Below are 23,723 nucleotides of genomic sequence, written 5' to 3'. Positions count from 1 at the left end.
CTACCGAGCGAGCGCGTCGCCGCGCTTCAGCGTCTCGTCGCCGAACGTCTCGGCCGGGTCGAAGCCCGTCGCGAGGATCTTGTTGTCGGCGTCGACGAAGACGACGTGCGGCTGGTGCTCCTTGGCCTCCGCGGTCTCCATCTGGCCGTAGCCGATGAGGATGACGACGTCGCCGGGGTGCACGAGGCGGGCGGCCGCGCCGTTGATGCCGATGACGCCCGAGCCGCGCTCGCCGGCGATCGTGTACGTCTCGAGGCGGGCGCCGTTGGTGACGTCGACGATGTGCACCAGCTCGCCGGCCAGCAGGTCGGCCGCGTCGAGGAGGTCCTCGTCGACGGTCACCGACCCGACGTAGTGGAGGTCGGCCTGGGTCACGGTGGCCCGGTGGATCTTGGACTTCATCATCGTGCGCAGCATGGGCTGTTCCTTTCAGGGGGTGGTCGAGGCCGCGGGTGCGGTCCCCGCCGGTCGAGCATCGGGGGCGATGCGGTCGAAGACGATGGGCATGTTGTCGATCAGGCGCGTGGTGCCGACCCGCGCGGCGACGAGGATCCGTCCCTCGCCGGTCTCCGGCGCCTCGCCGAGGTCGGGCGAGGTGAGGGCGAGGTAGTCGAGCTCGAGCCCGTCGGCCGTCGCCTCCCTGAGGACAGACATCGCGGCCCAGCGCGCGGCCGGCACGCCGTACGGTGCGCGCTCCTGCGCCGCCCGGAGCGCCCGGCTCAGCGTCGTCGCCACCTGTCGCTCGTCGGCGTCGAGGTAGCGGTTGCGGCTGGACAGGGCGAGGCCGTCGGGCTCACGCACGGTCTCCGCCCCCACGATGTCGATGCCGAGGCAGAGGTCGCGGACCATCCGGCGGATGAGGACGAGCTGCTGGTAGTCCTTCTGCCCGAAGACCGCGACGTCGGGCCGGACCAGGCCGAAGAGTTTGGCCACGACCGTGAGGACGCCGTCGAAGTGGCCGGGGCGGGACTCTCCGTCGAGGATCGTGGCCAGCTCCCCGGGGGCGACGGTGACGCCGTCGTGAACGGAGTCGTGGCTGAAGCCGCCGGGGTACATCTCCTCGACGCCCGGAGCGAAGACGACGTCGACGCCCTCGACGGCGCAGACCGCGAGGTCGGCGTCGAGGGTGCGCGGGTAGCGGTCGAGGTCCTCGGCCGGGGCGAACTGCATCGGGTTGACGAAGATGCTGACGACGACCGGCCCGGACGTGGCCGCACGCGCCGTACGCATGAGGCTGGCGTGGCCGTCGTGCAGGGCGCCCATGGTGGGCACGAAGGCGATGCGCTCACCGGACCGGCGGGGCTCCGCGAGCAGGCCGGCGAGCTCCTCGCGCGTGCTCGCGAGGACGGGGGTCGAGGTCATCGACGCGGTTCGATCGGGGTCGGCAGGTGCGCCTCGGCGGCCGCGAGGACCCGCAGCATCTTGGACGCCCGGATCGGCAGCAGCCGGCCGTCGGTCACGGCCCGGTCGAGCGTGGCGTGGGCCATCGCGACGTAGGACGGGAGCGTCTGCGGCGCGTTGGCGACCAGGTCGGCGACGTGGGCGCGCACGGTCTCGACGTCGCCGCGGACGATCGGGCCGGTCAGCGCCGCGTCGCCCTGGGCCAGGGAGTTGTCGAGCGCCGCGGTGAGCAGGGGGCGCAGCGTGGCGGCCGGGTCCTCGGCGCCGGCGGCCGAGAGGATCTCCATCGCCTCGGCGACGAGCGTGACGAGGTGGTTGGCACCGTGCGCGAGGCCGGCGTGGTAGAGCGTGCGTCGGTCCTCCGGCACCCACATCGGACGGCCGCCGAGGTCGGCGACGAGGGACTCGACGAGCTCGCGGTCGGCCTCGTCGGCGGTGACGCCGAAGACGCAGCCGGCGAGCCGGGGCAGGTCGACCTCGGTGCCGGTGAAGGTCATGGCCGGGTGCATCGCGACGGTGCGGGCGCCGACGGCCCGGGCGGGCTCGAGGACGGCGAGCCCGTGGCGGCCGCTGGTGTGCACGACGACCTGGCCCTCACGGATCGCGCCGCTCGCGCTCAGCATCGTCACGACGTTGGAGAGCATGTCGTCGGGCACGGTGAGCAGCAGGAGGTCGCAGCCGCGCGCCACGTCGGTCGGCTTGCCGGGGCGTACGCCCGGGAGCAGCGCCTCGATCCGGCCCCGGGAGGCGTCGGACTCGCCCGCGGCGGCGACCACGTCGTGGCCCGCGGCGCGGAGTGCGGCTGCCAGGACGGCGCCGACGCGGCCCGCTCCGACCACGCCGATGTGGTGCTTCGTCATGTCGACCTCTTCGTTTCAGTCCCTCGCGGGTACCGATCTACTGCGATCAACATCGAGCGTACGCCTGCGGATTCCGTGGTGGGAACGCCCCGGGGGCGTGACGCACGCCACGTGCCTCAGGCGCGCAGGTGCAGCTTGGCGTGGTCGGGGTCGTCGACGACGAACGGCCGCGGGGCACGAGGGAGCCAGGCGTGGGTGACGTGGTCGACCACGTGGACACCCTCGGGCGACGTGATCTCCACGACCCCCTCGGGCACCTCGCCGTCGTGGAGCGCGTTCCAGACCAGCCACTCGCGGCGCTTGCGGCGGTTGCGGATCGAGGTCGCGAAGGACTCCGGGTTGGTCCAGTGGGCGAACTCGTCGCCGTCGAGCCACTTGAGCTCGACGCACAGCCCCTGCGGCAGCGCGAACATCTCGATGCGCTCGGGAGTCGTACGGATCTCCCACTCCGGCGCCTTGGTGTAGACGTAGTCGGGGCTCATCGGGAAGCCCCACTCCTCGATGTTGCGCAGGCCCAGGTCGAGGTAGGCCTTGCGGTCCGACTCGATGTAGAGCCCGTGGCGCGGGAAGCGGATGACGGCCTCGGCCATCCCGACCTGCCAGGACAGGTCGGCCATCGACACCTCCCCCTCGGTGGTGAGGACCATGTCGCCGTCCCACTTCCACGAGTAGCGGGTGCGGACGTGGGAGAAGCACCAGTTGTAGAAGTAGGCCAGGGAGTGCACGGAGCGCTCGTTGACCGCGAGGTGCTCGGCGCCGGCGCGGGCCACCTGGAAGGGGTACTCCTTCAGCGTGAACCTGTCCGAGAGCCCGTGCTCGGCCGCGACGCGCAGCGCCTCCTCGCCGGTGCCGTCGTCGGAGCCGTTGTCGACCAGCAGCACGTGGTCGCAGGCCCGCAGCAGCGGGGGCAGGACGAACCGCAGGCCGGGCGCCTCGTTCTTGACCCGCAGCACGGCCGTCGCGCCGCGGCGCAGCCCGCCGGGCTGGTTCCACGGCCACACGATGTCGAAGTCGCTGTGCCCCTCGAGGTTGGTGATGCCGTGGCCGGAGCCGATGGGGATCGTCACGGCTGGTCGTCCCGGGTGCGTCCGAGGGCCTTGCGCACGCCGCGGCGCACGGACGGCGGGATCGCGGCGCGTACGTCGTGGGGGACCCGGTCGGCGAGCGACCTCGACGCCTCGGCGGCCTCGGCCCGGGCTCGCCGGCGCGCCTGGTGGCGGGCGTGCTCGGCGGTCGAGCGGCTGATCGCCGCGGCCTCCTCGTAGAGGTCGACGTACTCCGCGCGGAGCTCGTCGAAGGTCGCGTGGGCGGCCCCGGTGTCGCCGCCCTCGTCGGCGAGCTTGTTGAGCTCGTCCCACGTGGCGGCGGTGAGCTCGTGGAGCCGTCGGGGCAGCCCGAGGTCGTCGAGGGTGGAGGTGACCCGGCGCAGGTTGGGGTCGATGAAGCGGTGCACCTCGCGGATCTGGTCGCTGCGGGTGTGGATGATCGTCTGGAGGTCGAGGGCGTGGCCGAGCGCCGTGGTGGTCCTGACCCAGTCGGTGAGCAGGTCCTCGTAGCGGACGAAGACCCGGCCCCCGTCGCCCTGGGCGGGACGGGTGGCGCGCTCGGTGTGCAGCAGCATGTTGACCCAGCTCGCCGCGAGGTGGGCCGAGCCGAGCTTGTTGGCGTAGTACTTCTGCTTGGAGCCGACGACCTCGGCCGGCGGGCGCAGCATCGTGGCGAACACCGGCGTCGCGCCCGTACGGATCGCCGCGACCCGCCACAGGCCGAGGAACCAGCTCAGCCGGGGATCCTTCACGACGAGCTCGGGGTGCTCGGCGAAGTGCGGCTCGAGCCACTCGCTGACCCGGATGCGGGCGGGCTCGCGGCTGCAGATGCGGCCGGTGTCGAACCACGCCTCGGGGCGGCTGTCGCTGACCTGGACCAGCGCCTCGGCGAGCCACTCGTCGTGCACGTCGACGACCCACTGCGGCTCGCTGAAGCCGCGCGGGTTGGAGTCGTCCGGCGGCACCTCGGGGAGCGGGACGTGCATGCCGAGCCTCGAGACGATGCCGGCCAGCGTGCTGGTGCCGCTGCGGCCGGCGCCGGCGACGAAGAGGACCTTCCGCGGCACTCCGTCGGGGTTCATCTCGTCGATCGCTCTCGGCTGCTCGGTCACGGCGGGCAGCCTACCGGCGGCCGGCGTCCTGGTTTCGACGCGCCTCTCGCGACCTCGCAGGCTCGGTCGCGGGCTCGCTCGACCTCGTCGCTCCTCCGGCAGCTCCTTCGTCGCTGCCAACTACGCTCCCGACATGCGGCTGTTCTCCCGGGCTCCCCTCGTCGGCGTCGTGATCCCGGCGTGGGGCGTGGAGGACTACCTCGACGACTGCATCCGCTCGCTTCTCGCGCAGACCCACCGCAGATGGGAGGCGGTGATCGTCGACGACGGCGCCACCGACCGCACCGGTGAGATCGCCGACGACTGGGCGCGTCGCGACAACCGGATCAGCGTCGTGCACTCCGTCAACGGCGGCCTCGGCGCCGCCCGCAACCTCGGGGTCTCGCACGTGCGCGGCGACTACCTCGCGTTCCTCGACTCCGACGACGTGCTGCCGGCGACGGCGTACGCCGACCTGGTGGGCGCGCTCGAGGAGTCGGGCTCCGACTTCGCGACGGGTTCGATCGTGCGCTGGGAGGGTGACGCGCTGGTCGAGCCGCCGTGGATGCGCCGGCTGCACCGCCCAGTCCGGGGCGCGCGGGTGGAGGACCGGCCGGAGATCCTCGGCGACGTCTTCGCGTGGAACAAGGTGTGGCGCCGATCCGCCTGGGACGCCGCCGGCCTCGCCTGGCCCGAGGGGATCCGCTACGAGGACCAGCCGACGACGACCCGGGCCTTCCTCGACGGCACCTTCGACGTCCTCGACGAGGTCGTCTATCGCTGGCGGATCCGCGAGGGCTCGATCACCCAGACCCGGGCCTCCTCGGTCCAGGACCTCTCCGACCGGTGGGAGACCAAGCGGATGTCCCTCGCGGCGGTCCGCGAGCACGGCTCCGCCGAGGTCGAGGAGGTCTTCGTCGACCGGGTGCTCGCGGGCGACCTGTGGCGCTACTTCCTGCTGGTGCCGGGCTGCACGCCCGAGTGGTGGCGACTGCTGCGCTCCGGGGTGCTGGAGCTGTGGGGGCAGCGCTCGCTGGTGCACAGCGGGCTGCCGCCGGTGCACCGGCTCGCGGGCTGGCTCGTCGAGCAGGACCGCCGCGCCGAGGTCACCTCGCTGATGGAGTGGGCGGCCACCCTCGACGGACCGGCACCGCGGGTCCAGGACGTCGGGACCGGCGCCTGGCGGCTGTCGGTGCCCCGGTCCGTGGTCGACGAGACCACCGTGGCCCCGGAGGCGTTGGCGCTCCGGGACCACGAGGTGTGACTAGACGAGGCCCTCGGACTCGAGGAACTCCTGCGCGACGTCGGCCGGCTGCTCGCGGTCGATCTGGACACTGACGAGCAGCTGCCCGAGCGTGTCGTTGTCGAGCGCGGCCATCAGGTCGTTGAGCGGACCCTCGATCTCGGGGTTGTCGGCGAGGAACTCGGTCGACACCGCCGGGATGAGGTTCTGGGCGGGCTGGATGCCGCGGTCGTCCTCGAGCAGGAGCAGGCCCTGCTCCTCGAGCGTGCCGTCGAGCGTGCTGGTCTGGCCGAGCTCGGCCTCCCCGTCGAGGACCGCCTGGAACGTCTCGGTGGAGGCGTAGCCCAGCGGCTCGAGGGTGATGTCGATGCCGTAGGTGTCGACGAGGCCCTTCTCGCAGTCGGTGCGGCCCTTGCAGTCGGGCGCGGCGGCGAGCGTCACGGACTGGCCCTCGAGGTCGGACAGCTTGGTGACGCCCTCGGCGTCGGAGAACTCCTGGCTGGTGAAGTAGCCGTTGGCGGAGAAGGCCTCGGAGGGCTCGAGCAGCGTGATGCCCTTCTCCTCGAGCAGGTCGGCACCGGCGTCGATCGTCTCCTGGGCGTCGCTGGTCGAGAGCGGCTCGGCGTCGGGACCGTTGGCGTCGGTGTTGAGCTGGTCGACGATGCCGGCGACGTACTCGGGGGCGATCTGGACCGCGTCGGGCATCTCGTTGAGGTAGACCGGGCGGGTGTCGACCAGGCGGGTCTCGACCTCGTAGCCCTGGGCCTCGAGGACCTGCTGGTACATCGCGGTGACGAGGGCGGCCTCGTCGAAGCTCTGCGAGCCGATGACCACGGACGTGCCCTCGCCCCCGCCCGTGCCCGAGGTGGGCTCGTCGTTCTCGGCTGCGAGGTCGTCGCCGGCGCAGCCGGCCAGGAGGGCGGTCAGGGCCAGCCCGGTCACCGCCAGCAGCGGACGTCGTACGTGCATGAGTGTCAACCTTCTGTGTCCCGCGGCGCAGGCCGCGCGTGTCCGGTGATGCGAGCGAGTCCGCTCAGCTCCCGGTGGGAGCCTCTTCCACCGTAGCCGGGGCCTCCGACAGCGGCTCCACTCCAGCGGGTGACGACGTGCGTGACGGTGCGCTCGGCATGGGGTCGACGGCACGCTGGACCGCGGCCGCGGCGACCTCGAGCACGAGCGCCACGAGCGCGACGACCACCGCCCCGGCCATGCCCTGGGCGTAGTCGTTGCGGGCGAAGCCCTCGGTGATGATGCGCCCGAGCCCGGGGCCGGCGACGAGCGCGGCGATGGTGGCGGTCGCCCACACCTGCACCAGCGCGAGGCGTACGCCGGAGGCCACCACCGGCAGCGCGAGGGGCAGCTCGACGCGCCAGAAGCGCTGCGAGCGTGACATCCCCATGCCGTCCGCGGCCTCCTGCACGTCGGAGGGCACCTCGCGCATCCCGACGTAGCCGTTGGTGATGAGGGGCGGCAGCGCGAAGAGGACGAGCGCGATCAGCGTTGCGAGGCCGGCGCGGCCGTACGGACCGAAGTCCCCCGAGCCGGGCCAGTCCGCCGCGACCAGCAGGGCCAGCAGCGCGAAGGTCGGCACGGCGCGGCCGACGTTGGACACGTTGACGGCGAGGAAGCCGCCGCGCCCGAGGTGGCCGAGCCACAGCGCGAGCGGCAGGCCGAGCAGCATCGCCGCGGCGAGGGCGGTCGCGGTGAGCAGCAGCTGCTCCAGCAGGCGTGCGACGAGCCCGCCGCCACCGGTCCAGCTGTCGGCGTCGAGCAGGTACTGCCAGGTCTCGGCGAAGAGCTCCATCAGCGCGCCCCCGCCGTCCACGGCGTCAGCACCCGCTGGAGCACGACCAGCACCACGTCGAGCAGCACCGCGAGCACCACGCACAGCACGGCCGCTGTCATCAGCTCGGCGCGGAAGTCACGCTGCACGCCGTGGGCGATGAGGTCGCCGAGACCGCCGTAGGCCACCAGGGTCCCCACCGTGGTCAGGGCGATCGTCGACACCGCGGCGACCCGCAGGCCGGCCATCGCGACCGGCAGCGCCAACGGCATCTCGATGCGCGTCAGCATCCGCGCGCGTCCGTAGCCCAGGCCGGTGGCCGCCTCGCGCACCTCGTCGGGCACCGAGCGGAGTCCGTCGAGGAGCGCGCGGACGAGGATCGTCAGGGCGTACAGGCCGAGGCCGATCACCACCGTCGCCGCCGACAGGCCGGTGAACGGCACGAGGAGCGGCAGCAGGGCCAGCGACGGAACCGTGTAGACCCCGGTGCTGAAGCCGAGGACCGCGGACTCCAGGCGCGGGATGCGGCGCGCGAGCAGGGCCAGCGGGATCGCGATCGCGATGCCCAGGAGGAGGGCGGCGAAGGTGATGAGGACGTGCTCGACGAGTGCGTCGGTGATCTGCTCGTGGCGGTCCTCGACGTACTGCCAGCAGAACCATTCGTTGACGAACCGGCTGTAGCAGCTCGGTCCGGAGTCGGCGGCCCCCAGTATGGTCACCGCATGGACGCTACACGGGGCGACGAGCCGATGATCCGGCTCGAGGGCGTGGGCAAGACCTACCCCGACGGGACCGTCGCGGTCCACGAGCTCGACCTCGAGGTGGCTCGCGGCGAGATGGTCTGCCTGGTCGGCCCCTCGGGCTGCGGCAAGTCCACGACGCTCAAGATGATCAACCGGCTCATCGAGCCGACCACCGGCCGGATCTGGCTCGACGGCACGGACGTGACCGACGTCGACCCGGTCGAGCTGCGCCGCGGCATCGGCTACGTCATCCAGCAGATCGGCCTGTTCCCCCACCAGCGCATCGAGCAGAACGTGATGACCGTGCCGCTGCTCTACGGGGAGTCCAAGGCCACGGCCCGCGAGCGGGCGCACGAGCTGCTCGCCACGGTCGGCCTCGACCCGGAGCAGTACGCCCGCCGCTACCCCCACGAGCTCTCGGGTGGTCAGCGCCAGCGCGTCGGCGTGGCCCGCGCGCTCGCGGCCAACCCGCCCGTGCTGCTCATGGACGAGCCCTTCGGCGCCGTCGACCCCGTGGTGCGCGGGCGCCTACAGGACGAGTTCCGCCGGCTCCAGGCCGAGCTCGGCAAGACCGTCGTGCTCGTGACCCACGACATCGACGAGGCGATCCGGATGGGTGACCGGGTCGCCGTCTTCGCCGCCGGCGGGCGCCTCGCCCAGTACGCCACCCCGGGCGAGCTGCTGGCCCGTCCCGCCGACGAGCAGGTGGCCGACTTCGTGGGGTCGGGCGGCCTGCGCACGCTGACGGTCACGCGGCTGCGAGAGGACCACCTCGAACCGCTCGACGGCGTCTCCACCGGCGACCTGGGATCGGCGATCGACATCGACTCCTCGCTGGAGGACGCGCTCGCCGCGATGCTGCGCGACGACAAGCCGATGGTCGGCGTACGCCGCGGCCCGACCTTCCTCGGCGTGCTCACGCCCGCCGGGGTGCACCGCGCGCTGCGCGAGTCGCTGCGCTGAGGCTTGGTGCGGCGACCACCGGGTACCCGGTGATCGCTGATGTTCCCGCCCGTTGCAACGGTCGAGAAGCGCGCCGAAAGGACTGTCGGACGACCGTTGGTCTCGACGCGTCGGTCCCGGCTACTGGACCGGCACGTCCTTGTGCCAGGACTCGGTGACGTACTTCGTGCCCCAGCCCATCGAGGTGTAGAGCCCGTCGGCGCCGGTCGGTGAGTCGGCGTCGACCTCGAGGCCCACGCGGTCGCGGCCGCGCGAGGCCGCGTCGGCGATGATCGTGCGGAGCAGGCCGGTGGCCACGCCGCGGCCGCGGGCGGACTCGAGCACGCCGAGGTAGGAGACGTACGACCCGTCAGGCCCGGTCGCCGACTCGCTGACGGTGCCGACCAGCGCGCCTGCGGGCTCGACCTCGTCGCCGTCGGTGATCTCGGCCAGCCACCAGTGGTCCCAGCGGTGGCCGGGGTCCTCGCGGAGCCGGTGGATGAACTCGTCGAAGGTCTCCTCGGCGGAGTTGAAGTGGTCGGTGAACGCACCCTCCAGCACGTCGTGGACGGCGCGGAGGTCCGCCTCGTCGGGCATCCCTCCCGAGTCGGGTCCGCCCTGGCGCTCGACCAGGCGGAACACCACGCCCCGGCGCTCCCAGCGCGCCGGGTCGGGCACCAGCTCGGCCTCGGCGGCCTCCACCGACCGGCTCATCTGCCACCAGGTGCGCACGCGGGTGAACCCGGCGTCCTCGAGCCAGCCGTGCTGGCGCTCGTCCTCGGCGAACGCGCCCGTGTCGATCTGCTGCTCGGCCAGGCCGCGGGCCGCGCCGACGGCCTTCGCCTGGGCCTCGGCCCACTCGAAGAGGACGTCGCTGCACCGGTCGGCGAGCCGCTCGTCGAGGTCGCGGTCGACGATGTGGACGAACAGCATCCGGCCCTCGGCGCGGTCGTGCACGCTGCCCCAGGCCTGGATCCGGCCGTCCGGGTCGCGTACGACGAGGTTCTCCCGCATCGCCAGGCCGCGCTCGGAGACCTCGACCAGGACCTCCTCCTCGCCCGACCCGGCCCACCCGCGCCCGGCGCGCTCGTGGGCGCGCAGGAGCTCGGTGAGGCGCTCGACCGTGGCAGGGTCGTCACCGTCGGGACTGTCCGCGGACCATCCCGCGGGAAGTCCCGGGTCCTCGGGCAGCGCGTCGGCGGGGTCGCTCTCGAACCGGTTGTCCTCGGGGATCACGGGCAGCCATTCTTCCGTACGCCCGGCCCGGCGGTGCGAGCGGAGCCGTACGGGCGCGTCAGGCGCTGCGGTGGTTGCGGCGCGCGGCGGCGGCGCGGAGGGAGTCGAGCTCGGCGCGGACGACGTCGATCTCGGCCTCGAGCTCGGCCACGAGGACGATCGCCTCGGCGGCACGGGACTCGGCCTCGTCGCGACCCCGCTCGGCGGTGTCGCGGCCCTGCTCGGCGGCGTCGGCGCGACGGGCCTCCTGGGCGCGCTTGAGGCCCTGCTCGGCGGCGTTCTTCTGCGCGTCGGAGAGGGCGCGCTCGAGCACGCCGATGGCGTCCTCACGCTCGGCGATGCGGCGCGACATGTCGGCGGCGAAGGCGGTCGACTCGGCCGTACGGCGCTCGGTCAGCGCGCGGTACTCCTGGGCCTGGACGGCGCGGTCGCGCGCGGCGTCGCGGCGGGTCTGCATGAGCTCGGAGTGGGTGATCCGGGTCGCGGCGGCACCGGCGAGCACGGCCACGACGGCAGCGACAGCGGTCAGTCCGGTCGAGGTGGACACGAGGGCGCCGAACACGAGCGCCGCGCCGACGGCGAGGAGCGCGACGGCGACGGCCAGGCGCGTGCTGCGCTGGCGCCGACGAGCAGGCATCCGGGACGCCTGTGACTGCTGGGGCTGCTGGGAAGGCATGCCGTCCAGACTAGGGCTGCGACCGCCCGCCGTCGGCGCGACACGCTCGCTCCAGCGCGAGCGAGGCGAGCATCACCCCGGCCGCCCCGGCGGCCGCGACGACGGATCGGAGCACCCAGCGGTCGGCGAGCTGCGACGCGTCGCCCAGCCAGCTGACGGCGTACCCGACGTAGCCGGCGGCCACCAGCGTGCCGCCGATCGCGCAGGCGCGCCCCAGGACGAGCCGGTTCACCGCCTGGTGCGGCTCGAGCCGCTCGCCCCGCACGTGCACGGTCTGCCAGGTGTGCCAGGCGAGGAACCCCATGATCGCCGCGACCATCACCAGCGCCAGGGCCTGGACCCACGACACCAGCGGCGGGCGCCCGGTCAGGGCGGTGGCGACGGGGTGGATGCCCCAGCCGACGACAAGGCCGAGCACGGCGCACACCGTGAGGGCACGCGCCGTCGTGGGGCGGAGGGTGCCGCGCGGCTCCGGCGGTTCGTCCTCGGGTCCGGGGCCCGCCTGAGGACCTGCGCTCACTCGACCTCGAGCACGAGGTCGTCGCGCTTCTTGACCCCCGACGTGTCCGCGGACTGCAGCAGCTCGGCGATCGGGCCGCGATCGGGGAAGACGGCGTCGGGCTCGAGGTCGTGCCACGGCTGGAGGACGAAGGCGCGCTCGTGGGCGCGCGGGTGCGGCAGCCGCAGGAAGTCCTCGTTGGACCGGCGGTCTCCGACGACGATCAGGTCGACGTCGAGGGTGCGGGGGGCGTTGCGCACGTCGGTGCGCTCGCGCTCGAACGCGTCCTCGACCGCCAGCGCGCGCTCCATCAGGCGGGCGGCGGGCAGCGTGGTGTCGGCGAGGAGGACCGCGTTGAGGTAGGACCCGGCGCCGTCCGGCGAGTCCACCGGCTCGGTCTCGTAGACCGGGGAGACGCCGGTGACGAAGAAGTCGGGGGTGTCGGCCAGCGCATCGACCGCGCCCTGGAGCGAGGCGAGCCGCTCCCCGAGGTTGGAGCCCAGTCCGACCACCACCCGGCGGATCGGGTGCATCTCCCCGGTGAGGGAGTCGGCGTCCACGATGTTGGGGTTGGGGGTCTCAGTCATGAGCGTTGCCTCGCGTTCTGGTGATCGTCAGCGCGACGTCCGAGTACGTCGCGTCGATGGGTGCATCAGGTTTGTGGAGCGTCACTCGGGCCCATTCAACACGAGTGTCCAACAGGCACACATCCGCGATGCGCTGAGCGACGGTTTCTATCAGGTCGACGGGGTCGCGCTCGACGGCGGCCTTCACGTCGGCCACGAGGGTGCCGTAGTTCACGGTGTCCGCGAGGTCGTCCGAGGCCGCCGCGGGCCGGGTGTCGATGCCGAGCACCAGGTCGACGACGAAGACCTGGCCCTCGCGCCGCTCGAAGTCGAAGACGCCGTGGTGGGCGAAGCACTCCACCCCTGTCACGGACAGCTCGTCGGTCATCCCTCGTCGCTCCTGTGGGTCAGCAGGTTCGGCTCGCCCTCGCGGCGTACGCCCATCGCCTCCGCCACGGCCAACGCGTCCCGCGTGGCGCGTACGTCGTGCACCCGCAGCACGTCGACGCTGCGGCCGGCCAGCAGGGCCACCAGCGCCGCATGGGCGTGCTCCCGGTCGTCGACCGGCCGGGCGGCACCGTCGGCGGCCAGCAGGGCGCCGAGGAACGACTTGCGGCTGGCCCCCACGAGCAGCGGGCAGCCGAGGTCGACCAGCACGTCGAGGTGGGTGAGCAGCTCCCAGTTGTGGTGCGGCTCCTTGGCGAAGCCCAGCCCGGGGTCGAGGACGATCCGCTCGCGGGCGATCCCGGCGGCCTCGGCCGCGTCGAGGCGCTCGGCCAGCTCACGGCGTACGGACGCGACGACGCCGTCGGGCGCGTAGTCGGTGAAGTCGCGCATCCGGTCGGCGTGGGCGCGCCAGTGCATCGCGACGTAGGAGGCGTCGCTGGCGGCGACGACCTCGAGGATCCGCGGGTCGGCGAGGCCGCCGGAGACGTCGTTGACGATCCGCGCGCCGGCCGCGAGGGACGCCTCGGCGACCTCGGCCCGCATGGTGTCCACCGAGACGACCGCACCGCCGGACGCGAGCTCGCGGATCACCGGGACCACGCGGTCGAGCTCCTCGGCGACGAGCGGACGGGTGGCGCCGGGGCGGGTGGACTCGCCGCCGATGTCGAGGATGTCGGCGCCCTCGGCGAGCAGGGTGCGGCCGTGGGCGACGGCTCGCTCGGTGGTGTCCCAGCGCCCGCCGTCGGAGAAGGAGTCCGGGGTGACGTTGACGATCCCCATCACCCGGGGAGTGGACGGCCGGTGGGCCACGGTCACCTGGTGCCCGAGTGGATCAGCGTCATCGCCTCGGCCCGGGTCGCCTGGTTGGTGAGGAAGCCGCCGCGCACCGCGGAGGTGATCGTGCGGGCGCCGGCCTTCTTGACGCCCCGCATCGTCATGCAGAGGTGCTCGGCCTCGATGACCACGATCACGCCGCGGGCACCGAGGATCTCCATCAGCGAGTCGGCGACCTGCGTGGTGAGGCGCTCCTGGACCTGGGGCCGCTTGGCATAGACGTCGACGAGCCGCGCCAGCTTGGACAGGCCGGTGATCTTGCCGGTGTCGGCGGGGATGTAGCCGACGTGGGCCACGCCGGTGAAGGGCACGAGGTGGTGCTCGCACATCGACCACAGCTCGATGTCGCGGACGAGGATCATCTCCTCGTGGCCGAGGTCGAACGTGGTGGTCAGCACGTCCTCGGCGGTCTGGCGCAGGCCGTGGGTGAGCTCGGCGTACGCCCGGGCGACGCGCGCCGGCGTCTCGCGCAGGCCCTCGCGGTCGGGGTCCTCCCCGATGGCGAACAGGAGCTCGCGGACCGCCGCCTCGGCGCGGGCGTGGTCGAAGTCGGGGACGTCCTCGGGCGCGCGCTCGGGCACGGTGATCGGGTCGGTCACGGCGCGTCCGGGTGCGGCGGGGTCGGCGTGTCGCCACCCAGCTCGGGCGTGCCGTGGATGTCGCCACCCGCACCGGGCGGGGTCAGGATCGCCCCGGCGTTGCGGGTCTCCTCCTCCTGGGCCGACGCGTCCGCGATGACCCGGTCGCGGATCGCCTGCGGGATGTCCACCGGCGGGATCGTCGACGGCACCCGCTCCGGCGAGCCGGTCCACGCCGGACGCGCCGGGCGCCGGGTCAGCGGCTCGAAGATCTCGGCGATCTCCGCCTTGTCGAGCGTCTCCTTGTCGAGCAGCGCGAGCACCAGCGCGTCGAGGACGTCGCGGTTGGTCTCCAGGATCTCGAAGGCCTCCTGGTGGGCGTGGCCCAGCAGGGTCTTGACCTCCCCGTCGACCGCGGCGGCGGTCTCCTCGGAGTAGTTGCGGGTGTGGCCCATGTCGCGGCCCAGGAAGGGCTCGGAGTTGCTGTCGCCGAGCTTGACCGCGCCGAGGCGCTCGGTCATGCCGTACTGGGTCACCATCGCGCGGGCCAGGTTGGTGGCCTTCTCGATGTCGTTGCCGGCGCCGGAGGTGACGTCGTGGAAGATCAGCGCCTCCGCGGCCATGCCGCCCAGCATGTAGGCGAGGGAGTCGAGCATCTCGCTGCGCGTCTGGGAGTACTTGTCGCGGTCGGGCAGCACCATCGTGTAGCCCAGCGCGCGACCGCGCGGCAGGATCGTGACCTTGTGCACCGGGTCGGTGCCGGGCAGCGCCGCGGCGACCAGGGCGTGGCCGCCCTCGTGGTAGGCGGTGATGAGCTTCTCGCGCTCGCTCATCAGGCGCGTACGCCGCTGCGGGCCGGCGATGACGCGGTCGATCGCCTCGTCGAGGGAGGCGTCGGTGATCATCTTGGCGTTGCTGCGCGCCGTCAGCAGCGCGGCCTCGTTGAGCACGTTGGCCAGGTCGGCACCGGTGAAGCCGGGCGTACGGCGGGCGATGCTCAGCAGGTCGATGTCCTTGGCGATCGGCTTGCCGCGGGAGTGGACCTGGAGGATCTTGTGGCGCCCGTTGAGGTCGGGGGCGTCGACCTGCACCTGCCGGTCGAAGCGGCCCGGTCGCAGCAGCGCCGGGTCGAGGACGTCGGGGCGGTTGGTCGCGGCGATGAGGATGACGCCGCCGCGCACGTCGAAGCCGTCCATCTCGACGAGCAGCTGGTTGAGGGTCTGCTCGCGCTCGTCGTGGCCGCCGCCCATGCCGGCGCCGCGGTGTCGGCCGACGGCGTCGATCTCGTCGATGAAGACGATCGCGGGCGGGTTCTCCTTGGCCTGCTCGAACAGGTCGCGGACGCGGGAGGCACCCACGCCGACGAACATCTCGACGAAGTCGGATCCGGAGATGGAGTAGAACGGCACGCCCGCTTCGCCGGCGACGGCGCGCGCGAGCAGGGTCTTGCCGGTTCCGGGCGGGCCGTAGAGCAGCACGCCCTTGGGGATCTTGGCGCCGACGGCCTGGAACTTGGCCGGGTCGGTGAGGAACTCCTTGATCTCGCCGAGCTCCTCGATCGCCTCCTCGCAGCCGGCGACGTCGCTGAACGTCGTCTTGGGCATGTCCTTGGTGATGAGCTTGGCCTTGGACTTGGCGAACTGCATCACGCCGCGTCCGCCGCCGCCCTGGGCCTGGTTCATCAGGAAGATGAACAGCAGGATGATCAGCGCGAAGGGCAGCAGGGTGGCCAGCAGCGAGCCGAGGAAGCTGGGCTGCGGGTTCTTGGAGTTGTAGGTCTCGAGCGTCTCGGCGGCCTTCGCCTCCTTGACCGCGGCGAGGAGCTCCTCCTGCTCACCCTGGATGTAGTAGGCGACGACCTTGTCGCCCTCCTCGCGGGTGCCCTCGTCGAGGGTCGCCTGGATCTCCTGGTCGCCGTCGATGAAGGTGATCTTGTCGACCTTGCCCTCGTCGATGTAGGAGGCGAGGGTCGAGGTGTTGACCTCGTCGTAGCCGTCACTGGGCGCGAGGAACTGGATCGCCAGGAGCACCGCGAAGGCGGACAGGACGATCCACAGCCAGGGACCCTTGAATATGCGCTTCACAGGCAACTTTCACCGGTTCGGAGTTGAGGAGGCGACGCTACACGCCGCCGGGGCCCACATTGTTTCAGGCGGGGTGAAGCGGAGCGACCCGCCGAGGCCCGTCGTGGGCCCTCCCCCGCGGGGCCTCAGGAGTAGACGTGGGGCGCGAGGGTGCCGATGTCGCGCAGGTTGCGGTAGCGCTCGCGGTAGTCGAGGCCGTAGCCGACGACGAACTCGTTGGGGATGTCCCACCCGACGTACTTGGGCTCGACGGGCATCGACAGCGCCTCGGGCTTGCGCAGCAGCGTCGCGATCTCGACGCTGGCCGGGTTGCGGCTCGAGAGGTTGTTGACCAGCCAGCTCAGCGTGAGGCCGGTGTCGATGATCTCGTCGACGATCAGCACGTCGCGACCGCTGATGTCGGTGTCGAGGTCCTTGAGGATCCGTACGACGCCGCTGGACTTGGTGCCGGAGCCGTAGGAGCTGACCGCCATCCAGTCCATCTCGAGGTGGCGCGGCATCGACCGCGCCAGGTCGGCCATCACCATGACCGCACCGCGCAGGACGCCGACCACGAGCAGGTCACGCCCCTCGTAGTCCTCGGTGATCTGGGCCGCCATCTCGGCCAGTCGCTGCTGGATCTGCTCCTCGGTGAAGAGGACGTTGACCAGGTCGTGCTCCACGTGGGACGTGTCCATGGGCTGCAGCCTAGGGCCGCTGCCAGGGACCGGCGGAACCCGGCCGGATGCAATTCCACCCGAGCGCGCCGAAGTTCATCCCCTGGCGGGCCGGTTGACGCTCAGCCGCCGATGAACTTCCGCACCTACGGGTGGAGGTTCAGGCCGCGAGGCGGCCGGGGAAGTGCGGGCGCCAGTCCTCGGACGGCCTCTCGGGGAGACCCTCGAGCCCTCGAGCCCGGAGGAGCCGGAAGACACGCCCCACGGTTCGGGCCGGATCGGCGTATATGCCGGACGCGACGACGACCAGGATCCGCCAGCCGTCGTCGTCGATCTCCTCACGCCGGTCGAGGTCGGCCTCCCACTGCTCGATGCGCTCGACGTGGTGCCGACCGTCGTACTCGACGACGACCTTGGCCTCCGGCCAGCTGAGGTCGAACCGTCGGACCTGCTCGCCACCGACCACGCGGATGCTCGCGTTGACCACCGGCTCGGGCAGACCTGCCAGCACGATGAGCATCCGGAGCCGGGTCTCCATCGGCGAGTCCACCTTCGCCCGGACGTACCCGGCCGCCCTCCGTGCTGACCGGCCGGCGTGCCCGGACGCGTGCTGCGCGGCCTGCCGGAGGTCCGTGATCCGCACCCGGTGCCGCCTGACCATCCAGTCGCCCGCGACGACCAGCTCGACCAGAGAGAGCTCGTCGGCGAGCTCGACGAAGAGGTCGGCCAGGACAGACACCCATACGCCGTGGCGCACGGCGACCGCCGCGCCTGCTCGGCGGTGCGTGACGATCCCGGCACGACGGAGCCGGTGCGAGTCGTCCGGGACGGTGACGTGCTCCAGCGGCCGGGTCTGCACCGGCACCCGCCACACGCGAGCGGCCGAGGCGTGGCTGGCGTACGCGCTGTCGAAGTAGCAGGCCAGCGCGGCCTTGACCCGGAGCAGCGCCGAGTCGGGCACGTCCGCGGCGACGATGATCCCGTGCAGCAGCCGACGGAAGGCCGGCGAGTCCACCGTGGCGCGCGGTATCCCGGCCTGGAGCGCGCGGAACCGCGGGAACGGCTGCCGGGGATCGAAGGGGCGGTGGCGGTGCATCTCACCAGCGTGCCGCGGTCGGGACCTGGCCCGCGTACGTCATCCACAGGCGGGCTCGTCGTCGCGCGGGCGGCCATCGAGGGACTTCCACCCGAGCGCGTGGAAGTTCATGGGCTGTTGCCTCGATTCACGCTCAGGGACCAGTGAAGTTCCACCCGTACGAGTGGAAGTTCATCGGGAGGGCGGCAGGGGGGAGCCCGTCACGCAGGAGGGGGAGCCTCGAACACGAGCAGCCCGTCGCGGCGGAGCGCGCGGAGCGGTCCGGGGAGGTCGATCCACTTCTGGCCGCGCCAGCCGGTGAGGAGCGCGTCGACGGCGAGCACGTGGTCGCGGGTGAGCTCGGAGGCGGGCGAGCCGGCCTCGAGCGCCGCCCGGCGGAGCGCACGGCGCCGGAGCGCGGCAGGTACGGCGGCCAGCCAGGCGGCGTCCAGCGCTCCGTCGCGCCGGGCCTCCGCCAGGGCCTCGGCCGCCAGCTCGTCGAGCAGGGCGGTGTCCTCGCGCAGCTGTCCGGCCGTACGGGCCAACGCCTCGGCGACGCCGGGCCCGAGCTCGGCCTCGAGGACCGGCAGCACGCGCTCGCGCACGCGTACGCGGGTGTAGCCGGGGTCGTGGTTGTGCGGGTCGTCCCAGGCCTCGAGCCCCTCGACGAGGCAGGCGGTGACGGTGTCGGCACGGCGTACGCCGAGCAGCGGGCGCGCGAACACGCCGAACGCCGGGCGCATCCCCTGCAGCGAGCGGCCGCCCGAGCCGCGGGCCAGGCCGAGGAGCACGGTCTCGGCCTGGTCGTCGAGGGTGTGGCCGAGGAGCACGAGCCGCGCCCCCAGGTGCTCGGCGACCTGCTCGAGGACGGCGTACCTCGCCTCCCGGGCGGCCGCCTCGGGACCCAGCCCGGACGCGTCGTCGACGGCGACGCGGGCGGTCAGCGTCTCGTCGACCCCCATCCCCGCGAGCTGGGCGACCACGCGCTCGGCCTGGTCGGCCGAGCCGGCCTGCAGGCCGTGGTCGACGGTGACGCCGGCGACGCGCAGGCCGACCTTGCGGGCCTCGAACACGGTCGCGGACGCCAGGGCCAGCGAGTCCGCTCCCCCGCTGCACGCGACCGCGACGGTCTCCCCCGCGGCGAGGTCGGACAGCGCCGTGCGGACCGGGATCCGGACCGCGGCGACCGAGGGGTGCAGGGTCACCGGAGGGTCACAGCACCCGGGCGACCCACGTGTCGGGGTCGCTGATCTCGGCCTTGGACGGAAGCGTCTCGGGGCCGCTCCAGACGGCGTTGAAGTCGTCCATGCCGACCTTGTCGACGACGTGGCGCACGAAGACCGCGCCGTCGCGGTACTGGGCCATCTTGGCGTCGAGGCCGAGCAGCCGGCGCACGAGCTTGTCGAGCGATCCGGCGCCCTTGCGCCGCTGGTTGAACTTCGTGCGGATCTCGGCGACCGACGGGATGACCGTGGGGCCGACGCCGTCCATCACCACGTCGGCGTGGCCCTCGAGCAGCGACATCACGCCGGTGACCCGGTCGAGGATCTCCTTCTGCTCGGGCGTGGAGACGAGGTCGAGCACGCTGCCGTTGCCGCCGCGGAGCACCTCGGCGCCACGACGCAGGCCGTCGAGGAGCGCGCTCGGCTCGATGGTGTCGGCGACGGCGTGCATCTGGGCGAGGAGGTGCGGCCCGAGCCACGGGTTGGCGGTGAACTGCACCCGGTGGGTCTCCTCGTGCAGGCACACCCAGAGCCGGAAGTCGGTCGGGTCGGCGCCGATCTCGCGCTCGACGTGGACGATGTTGGGGGCGACGAGGAGCAGGCGTCCGTGGGGGTCGTGGAACGGGTCGAACTGCCCGAGCACCTTGCTGCTGAGGAAGCCGAGCATCAGCCCGACCTCGGCGCCGGTGACCCGCGAGCCGAACGCCTCGGCGAACGCGGACGGCGGGCCCTTCTTCTCGACGAGCCTGTCGACGACCGGGCTGAGGATCGTGGCGAACCCGTCGGCGTTGGCGCGCAGCCACCCCGTACGGTCCACGACGAGCACCGGCGCGGTCCCCGCCTCGGTGTGGAGGCCGGTGAAGTCGCGTACGAGCGGGGTGGAGCGCTCGGCGCCCTCACGGAGCTCGATCACCGCCGCGGCGGCCTCGTCGGGCGAGACGTCGGGCCCGGGCCCCGCGATCCGGGATCCCACGGTGACGGCGAAGTCCCAGTCGACGAGGTTCATGTCCCGACCCTAGCCGGGCGCGAAGAATGAGCTCCCGGCGTGGGGAGGGAGGTCAGTCGGCGGAGCAGCGGCAGGCGGCGAGCGCGGCGGCGGCGCGGTCGAGGGCCTCCTGGGCGTCGTAGCGCTCCTCCGGCGGCGCCTTGTCGGCGCCGAGGACGAAGGCCATCGGCACCCCGTCGCGGCCGACGGCGATGCCGGCGAGGGCGTGCACGCCGGTGAGGGTGCCGGTCTTGGCGCGGACCAGCCCGCGCGCGACGGGGGGACCCTCGGCGAAGCGGTAGGTGAGCGAGCCGGTGAAGCCGGCGACGGGCATGCCGGTGAGGAGGCTGCGCACGGCCTCGCCCTCGGGTCCGGCGGCGTGCTGGAGCAGCCCGATGAGCGTGGAGGTGGCGACCCGGTTGCGCCGCGACAGGCCCGAGCCGTCGTACACCTCGTCGCGGGCCACGTCGATGCCGCGGCCGGCGAGGGTGTCGAGCACCCCGGCGGCGCCCGCCTCGAAGGACCCAGTGCCGGAGGTGGCGAGGCCGACCTGGTGGGCGACGACCTCGGAGCCCTCGTTGTCGCTGACGTCGAGGATCCGCTCGGCGATCTCGGCGAGCGGTGCGCTCTCGGCCGAGGCGAGCTCCTCGGCTGCGGCCGGTGCGACGGTGCGGCGCGGCTCGCCGGCCACCCGGAGCCCGGCGGCGCGCAGCGCGTCGGCGAAGACGCGGGCGGCGGCCAGCGACGGCTCGTCCTGCTTGAGGTCGCTGTCGGGCTCGTCGCCCCCGTCGACCATCAGCGCGGTGATCGGGCTGACGATGTCGTCGGGGACGTAGTCGCGGCGCCAGGCCGGGTTGTCGGTCGGACCGGTGAAGAGGCTGTCGTCGAAGCGCACCCGCACCCGGCCGCTCCCCCCGAGCGCCTCGGCGGCCTCGAGGGCCAGCGTCGTGACGTCGGCGCGGGCGGGATAGGTGGACTCGGCCTCGGCGAGTGTGAGCGGCTTGCTGGCCAGGAGCGGGTCACCGCCACCCACGAGCACCAGCTCGCGCGGTCGCTCGCCGCGCACGACCCGCGTGGCGAAGGTGTGGTCGGGGCCGAGCACCTCCAGCGCGGCGCCGAGGGTGAGGAGCTTCGTGGTCGAGGCCGGCAGGTAGCGGCCGTCGCCCGAGGTCCACGTGGGCGACCCGGGCGACAGCGACGCGACCTCGGCGACGACGTGGCGACCGAGGTCGGGGTCGGCGAGGTCGGCGGACAGGGCGGCGGCGACCTTGCCGGCGTCGATCGCGGACGACGCGGCGGGGGCCGGGTCGAGCAGGGCGTCGTCGGCCGCGGGCGGCGACCACTCGGGCAGGTCGAGGCCGGCCGGCGCGAGCACCTGCTCGGGCTCGGTCACCGGGTCGGCGGCCAGCCAGGGCAGGTAGCGCTGGCCCCACTCGAAGCGGTAGGCGCCCACCCCGGCGGCCAGCAGCGCGAGGACCAGGAGCGTCGGCACCCACACCGACAGCCAGCGGCGCGCGCCGCCGCCGGAGTGGCGTACCTCACGTCGCCGGACTTTCGACCCTCTCGCTTCGCGCATCGGGGTCATTGTGCGCGACACTGCCCCGAGGAAACGCGTCGGGCCATCGCCGGACGTGGCGAGCTTTGACTTGGCGACGGCCCGACGGGGTGCCGGAGAGTGGAGGAAGACGTGCAGACGTTCGACGTGCTGGTGGAGATCCCCAAGGGTGAGCGCAACAAGTACGAGGTCGACCACGAGACCGGGCGCATCCGCCTGGACCGCATGCTCTTCACCTCGACCGCCTACCCCGCGGACTACGGCTTCATCGAGAACACCCTCGGCCAGGACGGCGACCCGCTCGACGCGCTCGTGATCCTCCAGTCGCCGACCTTCCCCGGCTGCCTCATCGAGTGCCGCGCGATCGGCATGTTCCGGATGACCGACGAGGCCGGCGGCGACGACAAGGTGCTGTGCGTGCCCGCGCACGACCCGCGCCTCGAGCACCTGCGCGACATCAACCACGTCTCCAAGTACGACCGGCTCGAGATCCAGCACTTCTTCGAGGTCTACAAGGACCTCGAGCCCGGCAAGTCCGTCGAGGGTGCCGACTGGGTCGGCCGCGCCGAGGCCGAGCTCGAGGTGCAGGCCTCCTTCGAGCGCTTCAAGACCGAGGGCCACGGCAACGACCTCGACAACATCGCCGACGAGAGCCTCGGCGAGGACGCCTGAGCATCACCGGCTGAGCCTCACCGGTTGAACCTCACCGGCTGAGGCCGACCTCCTCGCCGACCGCGCCCAGCTTGTCCGGGTTGCGGACCAGGAACAGCCGCGTCACGACGCCGTCCTCGACGAGCATCGTGCCGACCCCGTCGCGCTGCCCGGCGACGACGAACTGGATCGCCGGCGAGCCGTTGAGCCAGACGGGCTCGAGCTCGAGCGTGTCCGGGGTGACGGCGGTGAGGAAGCGGAGCACCTTCTCGCGACCCAGGATCGGGTTGAGCGCGGCCTTGACCTTGCCGCCCCCGTCGGTCATCAGCACCACGTCCGGGGCGAGCACGTCCATCAGCCCCTGGAGGTCCCCGGTCTGCGTGGCCGCCCGGAACCTGTCGATCACCGCGTCGCGCTCGGCGGCACTGACCGAGGCCCGCGGGCGTCGCTCGGCCACGTGCGTACGCGCCCGGCTGGCGACCTGCCGCACCGCGGGCTCGGACTTCCCGACCGCCTCGGCGATCTCGGCGTACGGCACGTCGAAGACCTCGCGCAGCACGAAGACGGCCCGCTCGGTGGGCGGCAGCGTCTCCAGCACCAGCAGCATCGCCGTGGACACGCTGTCCGCGAGCTCGACGTCCTGCGCCACGTCGGGGGCGGTGAGCAGCGGCTCCGGCAGCCAGGTGCCGACGTACTCCTCGCGGCGGCGCGCGAGCGTGCGCAGCCGGTTGAGCGCGAGCCGGGTGGTCATCCGCACGAGGTAGGCGCGCGGGGCGCGCACCTCCCCGGCGGGGACGTCCGCCCACCGCAGCCAGACCTCCTGGAGCACGTCCTCGGCGTCGGCGGCCGAGCCGAGCATCTCGTAGGCGACGGTGAAGAGCAGGTTGCGGTGGGCGGTGAAGGACTCGGTCGTGCTCACCCCTCGATGCTCCCAGCTCCGGCGAGCGGCAGCTCGCACACGTCGCTGAAGCCCTGCGAGGCCAGGCCCATGGCCGCGTTGAAGCGCGAGCGCTCGTTCTCCACGGCGACCATCATGGTCAGCTCCACGACCGCCGCGTGGCCGAGCTGGCGGTCGAGGCTGGCGACCATCTCGTCGGTGACCTCCGGCGGCGTCGCGGTCATCGCCTCGGCGTACGCCATCACCTCGCGCTCGAGCCCGGTGAAGACGTCCGACTCCCGCCAGCGCGGGACCTCGCGCACCTTGGCCTCGTCGAGGCCCCGGGTGTGGGCCAGGAAGTAGCCGAAGTCCAGGCACCAGGAGCAGCCGATCGCGCCGGCGCTGGCCATCTCGGCGTACGCCTTGAGGTGCGGGTCGAGCGCCTTCCACCGGCCGACCTTCTGCTCGAACCCGAAGACCGCCTTGAGGACCGGCTTGTTGTGCCAGAGCACGTAGGCGTTGTCGGGGACCTGGCCCCACCTGCGCGTGGCCACGCGGGTCATGATCGCGCCGTAGGCGCCGTCGAGGGTGGCCTGGGGGATCCGGAACTGGCTGGGCATCGGTCTCTCCTTCTCATCGGGTGTCGATGACATGGAGACACCGCCCGGGCCG

At 72.8% G+C, this 23,723-nt stretch carries 26 protein-coding genes; 3 read left to right on the top strand and 23 right to left on the bottom strand.

Annotation, left to right across the window (positions count from 1 at the left end; translation table 11 throughout):
• From panD to IEZ24_RS07670, 5 genes are all read right to left on the bottom strand, one after another.
• On the bottom strand, window positions 1–417 hold the full coding sequence (gene panD / locus IEZ24_RS07690) for an aspartate 1-decarboxylase (protein ID WP_129454891.1): 417 nt from the start codon (window positions 415–417) through the stop codon (window positions 1–3).
• Window positions 418–429: 12 nt separating this feature from the next.
• Window positions 430–1,362: a pantoate--beta-alanine ligase gene (panC, locus tag IEZ24_RS07685; protein WP_129454892.1), complete on the bottom strand. Its 933-nt coding sequence runs from the start codon at window positions 1,360–1,362 to the stop codon at window positions 430–432.
• Window positions 1,359–2,261: a Rossmann-like and DUF2520 domain-containing protein gene (locus tag IEZ24_RS07680; RefSeq protein WP_129454893.1), complete on the bottom strand. Its 903-nt coding sequence runs from the start codon at window positions 2,259–2,261 to the stop codon at window positions 1,359–1,361. The genes panC and IEZ24_RS07680 overlap by 4 nt, the downstream gene beginning before the upstream one ends.
• A gap of 116 nt (window positions 2,262–2,377) precedes the next feature.
• The gene (locus tag IEZ24_RS07675) at window positions 2,378–3,328 is read right to left on the bottom strand and encodes a glycosyltransferase family 2 protein (protein WP_129454894.1); all 951 of its coding nucleotides are present in this window, start codon (window positions 3,326–3,328) and stop codon (window positions 2,378–2,380) included.
• Window positions 3,325–4,419: a sulfotransferase family protein gene (locus IEZ24_RS07670; protein ID WP_242498454.1), complete on the bottom strand. Its 1,095-nt coding sequence runs from the start codon at window positions 4,417–4,419 to the stop codon at window positions 3,325–3,327. The genes IEZ24_RS07675 and IEZ24_RS07670 overlap by 4 nt, the downstream gene beginning before the upstream one ends.
• Window positions 4,420–4,552: 133 nt before the next feature.
• On the opposite strand from IEZ24_RS07670, the gene IEZ24_RS07665 reads away from it, so the two are divergent.
• Window positions 4,553–5,662, top strand: coding sequence for a glycosyltransferase family 2 protein (locus IEZ24_RS07665; protein WP_129454895.1), 1,110 nt, complete (start codon window positions 4,553–4,555; stop codon window positions 5,660–5,662).
• Here IEZ24_RS07665 and IEZ24_RS07660 read toward each other — a convergent pair whose 3' ends face one another.
• From IEZ24_RS07660 to IEZ24_RS07650, 3 genes are all read right to left on the bottom strand, one after another.
• Complete coding sequence (locus IEZ24_RS07660; RefSeq protein ID WP_129454896.1) at window positions 5,663–6,610, bottom strand: ABC transporter substrate-binding protein; 948 nt, start codon at window positions 6,608–6,610, stop codon at window positions 5,663–5,665. It abuts the gene before it with no gap.
• Between the two features lie 64 nt (window positions 6,611–6,674).
• Window positions 6,675–7,466 (bottom strand): ABC transporter permease, encoded by a 792-nt coding sequence (locus IEZ24_RS07655; RefSeq protein WP_242498455.1) that lies wholly within the window; start codon window positions 7,464–7,466, stop codon window positions 6,675–6,677.
• Complete coding sequence (locus tag IEZ24_RS07650; protein WP_129454897.1) at window positions 7,445–8,143, bottom strand: ABC transporter permease; 699 nt, start codon at window positions 8,141–8,143, stop codon at window positions 7,445–7,447. The genes IEZ24_RS07655 and IEZ24_RS07650 overlap by 22 nt, the downstream gene beginning before the upstream one ends.
• Before the next feature lie 3 nt (window positions 8,144–8,146).
• Between IEZ24_RS07650 and IEZ24_RS07645 the strand changes: the two genes are divergently transcribed.
• Window positions 8,147–9,130 carry an ABC transporter ATP-binding protein gene (locus tag IEZ24_RS07645; protein ID WP_129454898.1) on the top strand — a complete coding sequence of 328 codons (984 nt, stop codon included), beginning with the start codon at window positions 8,147–8,149 and terminating at the stop codon, window positions 9,128–9,130.
• Window positions 9,131–9,250: 120 nt separating this feature from the next.
• Here the strand turns inward: IEZ24_RS07645 and IEZ24_RS22295 are convergent, their stop codons facing one another.
• The 13 genes from IEZ24_RS22295 to dacB all read right to left on the bottom strand — a co-directional run bounded on the left by IEZ24_RS22295 (window position 9,251) and on the right by dacB (window position 21,544).
• Window positions 9,251–10,345, bottom strand: a complete 1,095-nt coding sequence (locus IEZ24_RS22295; RefSeq protein WP_207206783.1) for a GNAT family N-acetyltransferase — start codon at window positions 10,343–10,345, stop codon at window positions 9,251–9,253.
• Between the two features lie 58 nt (window positions 10,346–10,403).
• A complete protein-coding gene (locus IEZ24_RS07635; RefSeq protein WP_129454899.1) occupies window positions 10,404–11,021 on the bottom strand; it encodes a hypothetical protein in 618 nt (205 codons plus the stop codon).
• A 10-nt stretch (window positions 11,022–11,031) separates the two neighbouring features.
• Complete coding sequence (locus IEZ24_RS07630) at window positions 11,032–11,541, bottom strand: DUF3180 domain-containing protein (protein ID WP_129454900.1); 510 nt, start codon at window positions 11,539–11,541, stop codon at window positions 11,032–11,034.
• On the bottom strand, window positions 11,538–12,107 hold the full coding sequence (gene folK, locus IEZ24_RS07625; protein ID WP_129454901.1) for a 2-amino-4-hydroxy-6-hydroxymethyldihydropteridine diphosphokinase: 570 nt from the start codon (window positions 12,105–12,107) through the stop codon (window positions 11,538–11,540). The genes IEZ24_RS07630 and folK overlap by 4 nt, the downstream gene beginning before the upstream one ends.
• Window positions 12,100–12,474 carry a dihydroneopterin aldolase gene (gene folB, locus IEZ24_RS07620; protein ID WP_129454902.1) on the bottom strand — a complete coding sequence of 125 codons (375 nt, stop codon included), beginning with the start codon at window positions 12,472–12,474 and terminating at the stop codon, window positions 12,100–12,102. Before folB ends, folK begins: the two co-directional genes overlap by 8 nt.
• Window positions 12,471–13,313 (bottom strand): dihydropteroate synthase, encoded by an 843-nt coding sequence (folP, locus tag IEZ24_RS07615; RefSeq protein ID WP_129455019.1) that lies wholly within the window; start codon window positions 13,311–13,313, stop codon window positions 12,471–12,473. Before folP ends, folB begins: the two co-directional genes overlap by 4 nt.
• Before the next feature lie 32 nt (window positions 13,314–13,345).
• Complete coding sequence (folE, locus tag IEZ24_RS07610; protein WP_129454903.1) at window positions 13,346–13,966, bottom strand: GTP cyclohydrolase I FolE; 621 nt, start codon at window positions 13,964–13,966, stop codon at window positions 13,346–13,348.
• A complete protein-coding gene (gene ftsH, locus IEZ24_RS07605; protein ID WP_439116358.1) occupies window positions 13,963–16,029 on the bottom strand; it encodes an ATP-dependent zinc metalloprotease FtsH in 2,067 nt (688 codons plus the stop codon). The genes folE and ftsH overlap by 4 nt, the downstream gene beginning before the upstream one ends.
• 125 nt (window positions 16,030–16,154) lie before the next feature.
• Window positions 16,155–16,706: a hypoxanthine phosphoribosyltransferase gene (gene hpt, locus IEZ24_RS07600; protein ID WP_129454905.1), complete on the bottom strand. Its 552-nt coding sequence runs from the start codon at window positions 16,704–16,706 to the stop codon at window positions 16,155–16,157.
• Between the two features lie 139 nt (window positions 16,707–16,845).
• Window positions 16,846–17,781 carry a DUF559 domain-containing protein gene (locus IEZ24_RS07595; RefSeq protein ID WP_129454906.1) on the bottom strand — a complete coding sequence of 312 codons (936 nt, stop codon included), beginning with the start codon at window positions 17,779–17,781 and terminating at the stop codon, window positions 16,846–16,848.
• Window positions 17,782–17,981: 200 nt separating this feature from the next.
• The gene (tilS, locus tag IEZ24_RS07590) at window positions 17,982–18,965 is read right to left on the bottom strand and encodes a tRNA lysidine(34) synthetase TilS (protein WP_129454907.1); all 984 of its coding nucleotides are present in this window, start codon (window positions 18,963–18,965) and stop codon (window positions 17,982–17,984) included.
• A 7-nt stretch (window positions 18,966–18,972) separates the two neighbouring features.
• Window positions 18,973–19,989: a zinc-dependent metalloprotease gene (locus tag IEZ24_RS07585; RefSeq protein WP_129454908.1), complete on the bottom strand. Its 1,017-nt coding sequence runs from the start codon at window positions 19,987–19,989 to the stop codon at window positions 18,973–18,975.
• 52 nt (window positions 19,990–20,041) lie between these two features.
• Entirely contained in the window at window positions 20,042–21,544 is a 1,503-nt protein-coding gene (gene dacB, locus IEZ24_RS07580; RefSeq protein ID WP_165356064.1) for a D-alanyl-D-alanine carboxypeptidase/D-alanyl-D-alanine endopeptidase, read from the bottom strand.
• Between the two features lie 111 nt (window positions 21,545–21,655).
• Here dacB and IEZ24_RS07575 point away from each other — a divergent pair, with 111 nt between their 5' ends.
• Entirely contained in the window at window positions 21,656–22,195 is a 540-nt protein-coding gene (locus IEZ24_RS07575; RefSeq protein ID WP_129454910.1) for an inorganic diphosphatase, read from the top strand.
• 31 nt (window positions 22,196–22,226) lie between these two features.
• Here IEZ24_RS07575 and IEZ24_RS07570 read toward each other — a convergent pair whose 3' ends face one another.
• On the bottom strand, window positions 22,227–23,033 hold the full coding sequence (locus tag IEZ24_RS07570) for an RNA polymerase sigma-70 factor (RefSeq protein ID WP_242498465.1): 807 nt from the start codon (window positions 23,031–23,033) through the stop codon (window positions 22,227–22,229).
• Between the two features lie 56 nt (window positions 23,034–23,089).
• Window positions 23,090–23,671: a carboxymuconolactone decarboxylase family protein gene (locus IEZ24_RS07565; RefSeq protein ID WP_129454912.1), complete on the bottom strand. Its 582-nt coding sequence runs from the start codon at window positions 23,669–23,671 to the stop codon at window positions 23,090–23,092.
• Window positions 23,672–23,723 lie beyond the last annotated feature (52 nt).

This window comes from Nocardioides ganghwensis (assembly GCF_014779655.1).
Taxonomy (GTDB): domain Bacteria; phylum Actinomycetota; class Actinomycetes; order Propionibacteriales; family Nocardioidaceae; genus Nocardioides; species Nocardioides ganghwensis.
Note: the sequence above shows the minus strand (reverse complement) of the source record. Positions and strands in the feature narration are given on the sequence as shown.